9 protein-coding genes are annotated in these 11,982 nt (G+C 65.9%); 7 read left to right on the forward strand and 2 right to left on the reverse strand.

From position 1 onward, the window contains the following. Positions 1 to 15: 15 nt before the first annotated feature. Positions 16 to 690: a ribose-5-phosphate isomerase RpiA gene (gene rpiA / locus ACYJP6_RS07985; RefSeq protein ID WP_459474511.1), complete on the forward strand. Its 675-nt coding sequence runs from the start codon at positions 16 to 18 to the stop codon at positions 688 to 690. A 240-nt stretch (positions 691 to 930) separates the two neighbouring features. On the opposite strand, the gene serA is transcribed toward rpiA, so the two are convergent. After that, complete coding sequence (gene serA / locus ACYJP6_RS07990; RefSeq protein WP_459474512.1) at positions 931 to 2,160, reverse strand: phosphoglycerate dehydrogenase; 1,230 nt, start codon at positions 2,158 to 2,160, stop codon at positions 931 to 933. A 225-nt stretch (positions 2,161 to 2,385) separates the two neighbouring features. On the opposite strand from serA, the gene ACYJP6_RS07995 reads away from it, so the two are divergent. The 3 genes from ACYJP6_RS07995 (at position 2,386) to ACYJP6_RS08005 (ending at position 5,040) form a co-directional block, all read left to right on the forward strand. Then, positions 2,386 to 3,051, forward strand: a complete 666-nt coding sequence (locus tag ACYJP6_RS07995; protein ID WP_459474513.1) for a fumarylacetoacetate hydrolase family protein — start codon at positions 2,386 to 2,388, stop codon at positions 3,049 to 3,051. Positions 3,052 to 3,140: 89 nt separating this feature from the next. After that, positions 3,141 to 4,046: an SdiA-regulated domain-containing protein gene (locus tag ACYJP6_RS08000; protein ID WP_459474514.1), complete on the forward strand. Its 906-nt coding sequence runs from the start codon at positions 3,141 to 3,143 to the stop codon at positions 4,044 to 4,046. Between the two features lie 70 nt (positions 4,047 to 4,116). Next, positions 4,117 to 5,040 carry an SdiA-regulated domain-containing protein gene (locus ACYJP6_RS08005; RefSeq protein ID WP_459474516.1) on the forward strand — a complete coding sequence of 308 codons (924 nt, stop codon included), beginning with the start codon at positions 4,117 to 4,119 and terminating at the stop codon, positions 5,038 to 5,040. 743 nt (positions 5,041 to 5,783) lie between these two features. On the opposite strand, the gene ACYJP6_RS08010 is transcribed toward ACYJP6_RS08005, so the two are convergent. Continuing rightward, entirely contained in the window at positions 5,784 to 6,308 is a 525-nt protein-coding gene (locus ACYJP6_RS08010; protein WP_459474517.1) for a gamma carbonic anhydrase family protein, read from the reverse strand. 340 nt (positions 6,309 to 6,648) lie between these two features. On the opposite strand from ACYJP6_RS08010, the gene ACYJP6_RS08015 reads away from it, so the two are divergent. The 3 genes from ACYJP6_RS08015 (at position 6,649) to pbpG (ending at position 11,821) form a co-directional block, all read left to right on the forward strand. Next, positions 6,649 to 8,100, forward strand: coding sequence for an anion permease (locus ACYJP6_RS08015; RefSeq protein ID WP_459474518.1), 1,452 nt, complete (start codon positions 6,649 to 6,651; stop codon positions 8,098 to 8,100). Positions 8,101 to 9,132: 1,032 nt separating this feature from the next. Next, a complete protein-coding gene (locus tag ACYJP6_RS08020; RefSeq protein ID WP_459474519.1) occupies positions 9,133 to 10,668 on the forward strand; it encodes an acetyl-CoA hydrolase/transferase family protein in 1,536 nt (511 codons plus the stop codon). Between the two features lie 241 nt (positions 10,669 to 10,909). Then, complete coding sequence (gene pbpG / locus ACYJP6_RS08025) at positions 10,910 to 11,821, forward strand: D-alanyl-D-alanine endopeptidase (RefSeq protein ID WP_459474520.1); 912 nt, start codon at positions 10,910 to 10,912, stop codon at positions 11,819 to 11,821. The last annotated feature ends 161 nt before the right edge of the window (positions 11,822 to 11,982 follow it).

Here is an 11,982-nt window from a genome sequence, read left to right on the forward strand (position 1 = left end):
CTGCGGATACCCCCCATGAATCAGGACCAGCTCAAGCAGGCCGTCGCCCAGGCCGCGGTCGACCTCATCCTCCCCCAGCTCTCCCGCGACAGCGTGGTCGGCGTGGGCACCGGCTCGACCGCCAACTTCTTCATCGACCTGCTGGCCAAGCACAAGCTGGAATTCGACGGCGCCGTGGCCAGCTCCCAGGCCACCGCCGACCGGCTGAAGAGCCACGGCATCACCGTCTATGACCTCAATGGCGTGAGCGACCTGGAATTCTACGTGGACGGCGCCGACGAGGCCGACGGCCACCTCAACCTGATCAAGGGCGGCGGCGCGGCCCTGACCCGCGAGAAGATCGTCGCCGCCGTGGCGCGCAAATTCATCTGCATCGCCGACGCCAGCAAGCGCGTCGACGTCCTCGGCGAATTCCCGCTACCGGTGGAAGTCATCCCCATGGCCCGCAGCCACGTGGCCCGCGAGCTGGTGAAGCTGGGCGGCGACCCGGAATACCGCGAGGGCGTGGTGACCGATAACGGCAACGTCATCCTCGACGTGCACAATATGCACATCGTCGACCCGGTGGGCCTGGAAGCCAGGATCAACAACATCGTCGGCGTGGTCGCCAACGGCCTCTTCGCCGCCCGCCCGGCGGACGTCCTGCTGCTGGGCACCGCGCAGGGTGTGGAGCGGTTGGAGCGAAGCTAAGCAAAGCCGTAGCGTGGAAAACCGCGACAGCGTTTTCCACAGGTGAGCTCATGCACGGCCAGTGGATAAGGCTGCGCCGTTATCCACGCTACGGCGTTTATCGCGGCCATGGGCCGCTCCTACAAAAGTATCACCCCTGTAGGAGCGGCCCATGGCCGCGATGAAACCTCAGCCAGCACGAAAGCAAAAAAGCCCCGGTCAGGCGAACCCGACCGGGGCTTTTTCATGCAACCTCGAGGCTTAGAACAGCACGCGGCAGCGGATGGTGCCCTTGACGTTCTGCAGCTTCTCCTGAGCCAGGTCGGAGTACTCGGCGTCGACGTCGATCACCACGTAGCCGACCTTCTCGTCGGTCTGCAGGTACTGGCCGGAGATGTTGATGCCGCTCTCGGAGAAGACGCGGTTGATCTCCGACAGCACGCCCGGCACGTTCTGGTGGATGTGCAGCAGGCGGTGCTTGCCCGGGTGCGACGGCAGGGCCACTTCGGGGAAGTTGACCGAGGACACCGAGGTGCCGTTGTCGCTGTACTTGACCAGCTTCTCCGCCACTTCCAGGCCGATATTGGCCTGCGCCTCGGCGGTGGAGCCGCCGATGTGCGGGGTGAGGATGACGTTGTCCAGGCCACGCAGCGGCGAGACGAATTCGTCGTTGTTGGAGCGCGGCTCCACCGGGAAGACGTCGATGGCGGCGCCGATCAGATGCTCGTCCTTGATAGCCGCGGCCAGGGCGTCGAGATCGACCACGGTGCCGCGGGCGGCGTTGATCAGGATGCCGCCCTTCTTCATGGCGCGGATCTCGCGCTCGCCGATCATCAGCTGGGTGGCGGGGGTTTCCGGCACGTGCAGGGTGACGATGTCGCTCATGCCGAGCAGCTCGGTCAGGGAGCCGACCTGCTGGGCATTGCCCAGGGGCAGCTTGGTGATGACGTCGTAGAAGAACACCTGCATGCCCAGGCCCTCGGCCAGCACCGACAGCTGGGTGCCGATGGAGCCGTAGCCGATGATGCCCAGCTTCTTGCCGCGGATCTCGAAGGAGTTGGCCGCGCTCTTGATCCAGCCGCCGCGGTGGCAGGAGGCGTTCTTGGCCGGGATGCCGCGCAGCAGCAGGATGGCTTCGGCCAGCACCAGCTCGGCCACCGAACGGGTGTTGGAATAGGGCGCGTTGAACACGGCGATGCCGCGCTCGCGGGCCGCTTGCAGGTCGACCTGGTTGGTGCCGATGCAGAAGCAGCCGACGGCGACCAGCTTCTTGGCGCAGTCGAACACCTCTTCGGTGAGCTGGGTACGGGAGCGGATGCCGATGAAGTGGGCGTCGGCGATCTTCTCCTTGAGCTGGGCGTCCGGCAGGGAGCTGACGACGTACTCGATGTTGCTGTAACCCGCGGACTTCAGGATATCCACGGCGGACTGGTGGACGCCTTCCAGGAGAAGGAAGCGGATCTTGCTCTTGTCGAGGGAAGTCTTGCTCATCTGCGTTGAATCCAGAGTTTCCAGGGAGAAGGATGCCGCCGCGCTGCAGGCCAGGGCAGCCAGCGGCGAAAAGGGTCGCCATCTTAACATGCGTCGCCTGTTGCAGGTCCGATTGCGACCTGAAGCTTTCTCAGCGCGACCATGAGCGCCTTGCGACCAGCAACGCCCCGCGACGGCCGCTTTTGGTTAAGATCGCCAGCGGACGCCACTCACCAGGAGCACAAGATGGCCTATCAGCACCAGTACCTCGACGGCACCAAGATCCACTTCCCCCTGGGCAAGGTCGTCTGCATCGGCCGCAACTATGCCGAGCACGCCAAGGAGTTGAACAACCCGGTTCCCACCGAGCCCCTGCTGTTCATTAAGCCGGCCAGCTGCGTGGTGCCGGTGGCGGAGGGTTTCCCCATCCCCACCGACCAGGGCTCGGTGCACTACGAGGCCGAGATCGCCGTGCTGATCGGCAAGCCGCTGTCGAAGAAGCCCTCCGCCGAGGAGGTAAGCGATGCCATCTCCGGCTTCGCCCCGTCCCTCGACCTGACCCTGAGAGACGTACAGAGCCGGCTCAAGGAAAAGGGCTATCCCTGGGAAATCGCCAAGAGCTTCGACGGCGCCTGCGTACTCGCGCCCTTCGTGCCGGGCGATACCTATGCCGACCTGGCCGACATCCCGGTGCGCCTGACCATCAACGGCGAGGTCCGCCAGGACGGCAACAGCCGCGACATGCTCAACCCCATCCTGCCGCTAATCCAGACCATCGCCGGGCACTTCTCCCTGCAACCGGGCGACGTCATCCTCACCGGTACGCCGGTAGGTGTCGGACCGCTCAACGTGGGCGATGACCTGGTGCTGGAGCTTCCCGACGTTAGCCGCTTCGAAACGCGCGTGCTATAAACCCGGCTCCCCACCGTCGCTTGGCAGGTGCCAGGCGACGGTGCGTCTGGTCCGCGGCGACTCTCTAACAAGAAGCCGTCCGAGCCAGCATGTCCAGACTCCCCCGCCTCCTCCTGTTCCGCCTGTTACCCGCCTTCGTCCTGCTGGTACTGGTCGTCCTCAGCGTTCTCTGGCACTGGAACGACCGGGCGCTGCTCTGGTGGCAGGAATCGCGAACCCCGGCGGAGGTGCGCGCCCAGTCCGTCTGGCTGCCGGACTACCAGGCGGTGATCCAGGGCAAGCCGCTGCCGGGCCTGGCCGAGGCCGAGACCTCCGACCTCACCTACGATCCGCGTACCCGCACCCTCTTCACCGTCACCGGCAGCACCCCCTACCTGGTGCAGCTGAGCCTGACCGGCGACATCCTCAGGCGCCTCCCGATCCGTAACGTGTCCAACCTCGAGGGCGTGACCGCCCTGGAAGACGGTCGCCTGGCCATCGTCGACGAGCGCCAGCGGCGGCTGTCGCTGTTCAGGCTCGCGGATGACGCCCAGGAACTCGATGCCGCTACCTTCGAACACCATGACCTGGGCTTTCCCGACGCTGGCAACAAGGGCTTCGAGGGCATCGCCTGGGATCCCGCGCGGAAGCGGCTGATCCTCAGCAAGGAACGCGATCCGGCCGCCCTCTTTACCCTGGCCAGCGACGGCCGCGGCATCACCGGCAAGCTCGAACCCTTCCCGGCCAAACAACTGGTGATCGACTACTCCGCGGTGGCGGTCGACCCGCGCACCGGCCACCTGCTGGCCCTCTCCGACCAGTCCCACACCCTGGTGGAACTGACCGCCGACGGCCAGCCGGTCAGCTTCATCAGCCTCAGGCGCGGCCTGCACGGCCTGGAGGCGACGATGGAACAACCGGAAGGCGTGGCCCTCGACGAGGCCGGCAATCTCTACATGATCGGTGAACCCAATCTCTTCCACGTGTTTCGCAAGGTGTCCAAGCCGGCGCAATGAGCGGCTATTCAGCTTGAATTCAGGGTGGCCCCCTTAGGCTGCGCGGCATTCCTGTCAAAGGATCCTGACGATGCTTCCGCTGTTTCCCCTCCGCCTTATCGGTGCCCTGCTGGGCGCTGCCCTGCTGCTGGCCCTGACGCTGGTGGCCCAGCAGCACCGCCTGTTCGAGCGACTCTGGTTCAACGTCCAGAGCCAGCTGCACGCCGAGACCCGCCAGGCCCGGTCGCTGTGGTTGCCGGCCTATCGGGTCACCATCGAGGCGCGGCCCATCGGCGAGGGCATCACCGATGTCTCGGCGCTGAGCTTCGATCCGGATCGCCGCACCCTGGTCAGCGTAACGAACAAGCCGGCGCGCTTTCTCGAACTGGACCTGGACGGCAAGCTGCTGCGCAAGATCGATCTCAAGGGCTTCAGCGATCCCGAAGCCATCGAGTACATCTCGCCCGGCGTCTACATGATCAGCGAGGAACGACGCCAACGCCTGGTGCGCGTCCGCATCGGCGCCGACACCCGCGAGGTCGACATCGACGACCGCAGCGTCAGCCATCCCTTCAGCCTCAGCGACGTGGAAGGCGACAACCGCGGCAACGAGGGCCTGGCCTACGACGCCGCCCGCCAGCGCTTCTTCGTCGCCAAGGAGAGCGATCCGGTACGCATCTACGAGATCGACGGCCTCGGCAGCGAGGCCTTCGAAGGCCTGCAGGCATTGTCGCTGCGCAGCGATCCCCAGCGCGATCGAAGGCTGTTCGTGCGCGACCTCTCCAGCCTGCAATTCGACCCCGGTACCGGCCACCTGCTGGCCCTTTCCGACCAGTCGCGACTGGTGCTGGAACTGGGCGACGACGGCCAGCCGGTCAGCTCGCTGTCACTGCTGCGCGGCCAGCACGGCCTCACCCGCAGCGTACCCCAGGCCGAAGGCGTGGCCATGGACGACCAGGGCCGCCTCTACGTGGTCAGCGAGCCGAATCTGTTCTATCGCTTCGAGAAGCCGTGAGGTAGATGCTCACTGGTCGCCAATTGGAGCCAAAAGTCTGCTCGGACAGCCCCCTCTCCCTTGGGAGAGGGTCGGGGTGAGGGCGCGCCTGGCACGAATGCCAGGGCGCTACACCTGCCCTGTAGGTTGGGCTGAGCGATAGCGAAGCCCAACAAGCTTGGACCTGAGCGGCTTTACCCTCACCCCAGCCCTCTCCCGGAGGGAGAGGGGGTGTTCCGGCGCAGACGGTGGCGAGGTGCCTCCTGATTGCGAACCCACCTGCGCAAAGGGAGCCAAACGCCTGCTCAAATGGCCCCCTCTCCCCTTGGGAGAGGGTTGGGGCGAGGGCACGCCTGGCACGAAGCCATGGCTCCCCATCTCTCCTGTAGGTTGGGTTGAGCGATAGCGAAGCCCAACAAAACTGAGCCACTGGAGCGGCGTTACCCTCACCCTAGCCCTCTCCCTGAGGAAGAGGGGATGGTCCGGCGCCAGCGGATGGGGGACGACAGCTGATTACGAGCCTGCCCGAGCCACTGGAGTCAAAAGACTGTGCGGACAGCCCCCTCTCCCCTTGGGAGAGGGTTGGGGTGAGGGCACGCCTGGCACGAAGCCACGGCGCCCCATCTCCCCTGTAGGTTGGGCTGAGCACAGCGAAGCCCAACAAACCTGAGCGACCTGAGCAGCTTTACCCTCACCCCAGCCCTCTCCCTGAGGGAGAGGGGGCGTCCCGCTGCCCTTCCTATCACCTCCGCCAAGCGCCCCCCCTACTCCCCCTGCTCGAACAACTCCTCCAGGTAGCGCCGTGCATTGGCCACGTAGACCTGGGCATTGGCCGCCAGCTGCGCCTGCTGGGCCTCGCTCAGGGTGCGGACCACCTTGGCCGGCGAGCCGAGCACCAGGGAGCCGTCGGGAATCACCATGTTCTCGGTGACCAGGGCGTTGGCGCCCACCAGGCAGTGACGGCCGATACGCACGCCATTGAGCACCACGGCGTGGATGCCGATCAGGCTGCCGTCGCCGATCTCGCAGCCGTGCAGCATGGCCTGGTGGCCGACGGTCACCCCGCGGCCCAGGGTCAGCGGCGAACCGGGGTCGGTGTGCAGCACGGCGCCGTCCTGCACGTTGCTGTCCGGGCCGATGTGGATCAGCTCGTTGTCGCCGCGCAGTATCGCGCCGAACCAGACGCTGGCGCCTTCGTCCAGGCGGACCTTGCCGATCACCGCGGCGGTGGGCGCGACCCAGCTTTGGGGATGGGCCTCGACTCGCTGTTCTCCCAGGCGGTATTTCATGCTGCTCGTCCTCGTGTTGTTGTCATTGGCGGAACGCCTGATTGTTCGCCGGGCCGAGCCCCGGGTGCAATCCAAGGCGACGAGAGCCCGCCTGGTTGTTGCAAGTCATTCTCGATAGCGAAAGAATGGCGCGGGAACCTAAGGGCGCCAGGCTGCGACGAATGACCACGGCCAAGGCGCTGGGAAAGCCGTCCGGCCTTTGCAAAGCTTGCTGCCGCTGACGGCGCCAAGGCAGGGAGAGCGACGCGCGAGGCCACGGCTGACAGGGACATCACGCCAGCCGTCATTCGTCCCCGGCCACGGCCGGCGTCCCCAGACCACCGGAATCTGCGAGAGCCCGATGCGTACCACCTGGAAATTCCTGCTACCCCTCGCCGTCACCGGCCTGCTGGCGCTGCTGCCCGCCCCGGACGGCCTGCCCGGCCATGCCTGGCTGTACTTCGCCCTCTTCGCCGGGGTGGTGGTGGGCCTCATCCTCGAACCCCTGCCCGGCGCGGTGATCGGCCTGATCGGCGTGGCCCTCGCGGCGCTGCTGGCGCCCTGGGTGCTGTTCAGCCCGGCGCAACTGGCCACGCCGGGCTTCCGTGCGCCCCAGGAGGCGCTGAAATGGGGGCTGGCAGGCTTTTCCAACAACACCGTCTGGCTGATCTTCAGCGCCTTCATGTTCGCCCTGGGCTACGAGAAGACCGGCCTCGGCCGACGCATCGCCCTGCTGCTGGTCAAGGCCATGGGCCGCCGGACCCTGACCCTGGGCTACGCGGTGATGCTGGCCGATCTGGCCCTGGCGCCCTTCACCCCGTCCAACACCGCACGCAGCGGCGGCACTGTCTACCCGGTGATCCGCAACCTGCCATTGCTTTACGATTCCAAGCCCAACGACCCCAGCGCGCGGCGCATCGGCTCCTACTTGATGTGGGTGGCGATCTCCTCCACCTGCGTGACCAGCACCCTCTTCCTCACCGCCCTGGCGCCCAACCTGCTGGCCGCCGCCCTGATCGAGAAGACCGCCCAGGTGCACATCAGCTGGGGCCAGTGGTTCATCGCCGCCGCGCCCATGGGCATCCTGCTGCTGGCCCTGCTGCCGCTGCTGGCCTACTGGCTGTATCCGCCGGAGATCAAGCGCAACGACCAGGTGCCGCTGTGGGCGGCCAAGGAACTGGCCGAACTCGGTCCGCTGACGCGCAACGAGAAGCTGCTGCTGGCCCTGGTGATCGGCGCCCTGGCACTGTGGATCTTCGGCGCCGCCTGGGCTGACCCGGCGCTGGTAGGCATCCTGGTGATCGTGCTGATGCTCCTGCTGCGGGTCATCACCTGGGATGACGCCTTGGGCAACAAGGCTGCCTGGAACACCTTCGCCTGGTTCGCCACCCTGGTCGCCCTCGCCGACGGCCTGACCCGGGTCGGCTTCGTCGCCTGGTTCGGCCAGTGGGTCGCCGGCCACCTGGGCGGCTTCCATGCCGGTACCGCCATGGTGGTGCTGGTGGTGGTCTTCTATCTCGCCCACTACCTATTCGCCAGCTCCACCGCCCACACCACCGCGCTGCTGCCGGTGATGCTGGCCGCCGGCATGGGCATCCCCGGCATCGACCTGCCGGTGTTCGCCCTGCTGCTGGGCACGTCCCTGGGCCTGATGGGGATCATCACCCCCTACGGCACCGGGCCCAGCCCGGTGTACTACGGCAGCGGCTATCTGCCCAGCGCGGACTACTGGCGGCTGGGGACGATCTTCGGGGCGCTGTTCCTGCTGGTACTGCTGGGGATCGGGGTGCCGTGGATCCTGATGGTGGCGTGAGGGGTAGTTGGGCTTCCGATGCCCAACGCCCGGGTCGTGGTGATCCGGGCGGATCGGCGTAGGTTGGGTTGAGCGATAGCGAGGCCCAACGGATTAGGGTTATGGGTGCCCTAGCTGTTTATCGAGTGCTCTGAGGGCTTTTGTTTCGCCCACCCGGGCGAGTTACTTTTTGCATTCGCCAAAAAAGTAACCAAAAACGCTTGCCCCACGTTTCGGCCCTCCGCTGCGCTCCGGGTCCCCTCGTTCCGGCGCCGCTCCGGGGGCCCGGCACGAAGGGGCCTCCTGCCCCTCGCGCCTTGCTCGGCGTCCTGCCTCGCATACCCCCTCCGCGACACCTGCACTCGGCCTCACTGACGGGGCGGGGCGCAAGCCTGGGAATTACGAGTTCAGAGGTCGTAGCGTGGAAAACCGCGCAGCGTTTTCCACTGGCGCGTAATGCCGATCCCTGTGGACAAGGCTTCGCCGTTGTCCACGCTACGGGTTACGGGTTACGGGTTATTCAACCAACACTTTCAGGCTGGCGAATCGCCCCGTTCAGGAGGGCGAACGCCAGTGTCGTGGAGTGGGTCGAGCCGCAGGGATGCGGCGAGAGGCCTAACGGGCCATGGACGGCCCGTGTAGGCCGACCCCGGAACGGCGCTGGCGTGAGCGAATCTGGAGCGAAGCGGAAGGCCGGATGATTGGGGCAAGCGTTTTTGCTTACTTTTTTCGCGACTGAAAAAAGTGAGTCGCTCGGGAGAGCGAAACAAGAAGTGCCAGCAAAACTCGATAATCATCTGGGACACCGAGAAGATGGTTGGCTTGGGCAATGTTGGGCTTCGCTATCGCTCAACCCAACCTGCAAAACTGGTAATCCGCCTAGGGATTGATAAAAGCCCAAAGCGTTGGGCTTCGCTATCGCGCAACCCAACCTAAGCCCCACTCCCCAAAATTTTTCCCCACCACCCGACCTTTTGCTTAGGGACCTAAGCATCCCTTCGGCGTAGAATCCACATTCTTAGTGTGCTTTCGATAACACCCGCAGAGGTCGTCATGTCCCACCGTATTAGCCACCCCGGCTTCGCTGCCAAACGCCAGAGCGCCGAGCAGGCCGCCCAATTCATCCGTCACGGCATGACCGTGGGCATGAGCGGCTTTACCGGGGCCGGCTATCCCAAGGCCGTGCCCGGCGCCCTGGCCCAGCGCATCACCGCCAGCCACGGCGCCGGCGAGCCCTTTCGCATCAAGGTGCTGACCGGCGCGTCCACCGCACCGGAGCTGGACGGCGCCCTGGCGCGGGTCGATGGCATCGAGTTGCGGGTGCCCTTCCAGTCCGATCCGGAGCTGCGCAGCCGCATCAACGCCGGCGGCCTGGAATACATGGACATCCACCTGGGCCAACTGGCGGAAAAGGTGCGCTACGGCTTCTTCGGCAAGATCGACGTGGCGGTGGTGGAGATCGCTGCCATTCGCGAGGACGGCCGGCTGGTGCCCTCCTCCTCGGTAGGCAACAACAAGACCTGGCTGGACATGGCCGACGCGGTGATCCTCGAGGTCAATCGCTGGCAGCCCGATGCCCTGGACGGCATGCACGACATCTACACCGACGGCGCCTTGCCGCCCCGGCGCACGCCCATCCCGCTGGAACACCCCGGCGACCGCATCGGCTCGCCCTACCTGGAGGTGCCGCTGGACAAGGTGGTGGCCGTGGTGGAAACCGACGCCCCCGACCGCAACAGCCCGTTCAAGGCACCGGACGCCGCCTCCCAGGCTATCGCCGGGCACCTGCTGGATTTCCTCAGGTTCGAGGTGCGCCAGGGCCGCATTCCCGCCAACCTGCTGCCGATCCAGTCGGGCGTCGGTAATATCGCCAACGCCTTCATGCAGGGCCTGGCCGCGAGCGAGTTCGAAGGCCTGACCGCCTTCACCGAGGTCATCCAGGACGGCATGCTGGAGCTGCTCATCAGCGGCAAGATGGAACTGGCCTCGGCCACCTCCTTCTCGCTGAGCCCGGTGGGCATCGAGCGCTTCCTCGAACACGCCGAGTCGCTGCGCACGCGCATCATCCTGCGCCAGCAGGGGGTGAGCAATCATCCGGAACTGGTGCGCCGCCTGGGCTGCATCGCCCTGAACGGCATGCTCGAAGCCGACCTCTATGGCAACGTCAACTCCACCCATCAGATGGGTACCGGGATGATGAACGGCATCGGCGGCTCCGGCGACTTCGCCCGCAATGCCTATCTGTCGGTGTTCATGGCGCCGAGCACGGCCAAGAACGGCCTGATCTCGACCCTGGTGCCCATGGTCAGCCACGTCGACCACACCGAGCACGATGTCGCGGTGATCGTCACCGACCAGGGCCTGGCCGACCTGCGCATGCTCAGTCCCAAGCAGCGCGCCCGGGCCATTCTCGAGCACTGTGTCCACCCGAGTTTCCGCCCGGCGCTGGAGGATTACTTCGAGCGCGCCCTGGCCGGCAGCCACGGCAAGCATACGCCGCACCTGCTGCCCGAAGCCCTGGCCTGGCACGAGCGCTACCTGGTCACCGGCAGCATGCTCGGCCCCGCTGCCCAGGAAGCCCACGACTGAAAACAAGGCGCCCGAGGCCTCTCGGGCGCCCTTTCGCTCCGCCATCCCTGCCGTCCGTCGCCCATCTGCAACTAATTGTGACTTTTTGCCAGCGTGCTGTGTAAAAAGCTGCCTTGTCGGATTCCCAGCCGACAATTCGGGTGATAAAAGACGTGAAATCTCTGCGCAATGTCCTTGATCTGCAAGGCGCATTGCCGTTCGCGGTTGTTCTAACCCCGCCCCTTTCCTGAGAGCTGCCACCGTGAAGATCTGTCATCAACTTGCCGGCCTGTTGCTGGCTGGCTTGGTCGGGCTGAGTCCGGCCGTCCTGGCCCAGACCCCACCGAAGGTCAAGGCCGCGGCCGCCGCCACCGCCCAGCGCCTGGCCTCCAACCACGCCCTGGTCGTCGACCTCAAGACCAACCAGGTGCTGTTCGCCCAGAATCCCGACCAGGTCGCCCCCATCGCTTCGGTGACCAAGCTGATGACCGCCATGGTGGTGCTCGATGCCCGGCTGCCGCTGGAGCAGACCATCGACATCGACATCAGCGAGAACCCGGCCATGCGCGGGATCTTCTCGCGGGTGCGCCTGGGTAGCGAGCTGACCCGCCGTGACATGCTGCAGCTGGCGCTGATGTCTTCCGAGAACCGCGCCGCCACCAGCCTGGCCCATCACTATCCAGGCGGCCAGAAGGCCTTCGTTGCCGCCATGAACGCCAAGGCCCGCGCCCTGGGCATGAAGAACACTCGCTACGCCGAGCCCACCGGCCTGTCGCCGCTCAACGTCTCCACCGCGCGTGATCTGGTCACCCTGCTCAAGGCCACCGAGCACTATCCGCTGCTCGGCCAGCTCAGCACCACCCCGGAAAAGACCCAGGCCTTCCACAATCCCAACTATGTGCTGGGCTTTCGCAACACCAACCACCTGGTCTACAACACCGACTGGAGCGTGCAGCTGACCAAGACCGGCTACACCGACAAGGCCGGTCACTGCCTGGTGATGCGCACCGTGATGGCCGGTCGTCCGGTAGCCTTCGTGGTGATGGACGCCTTCGGCAAGTTCACCCACATGGCCGACGCCACCCGCGTGCGCCGCTGGCTGGAAAGCGGCGAGCTGAGCCCGCTGCCGGGCGCGCCCAAGGGCGCGCGCAGCACGGTGCTGGCGCGCAAGTAAGGCCTGCCCGAACTGGAAAAAGCCGCGTCCCCGACGCGGCTTTTTCATGTCTGGCGATTGCGCGGGCCGAGGGGCGAACGCAAGCGACCCGTGGAAAACCGCCGCAAGAAGGTCTTCGACGTCTAGCCTGGGCACCCCAGGCGCCGCTTGCGGTCTAGCCC

The organism is Pseudomonas sp. No.117 (genome assembly GCF_054558395.1).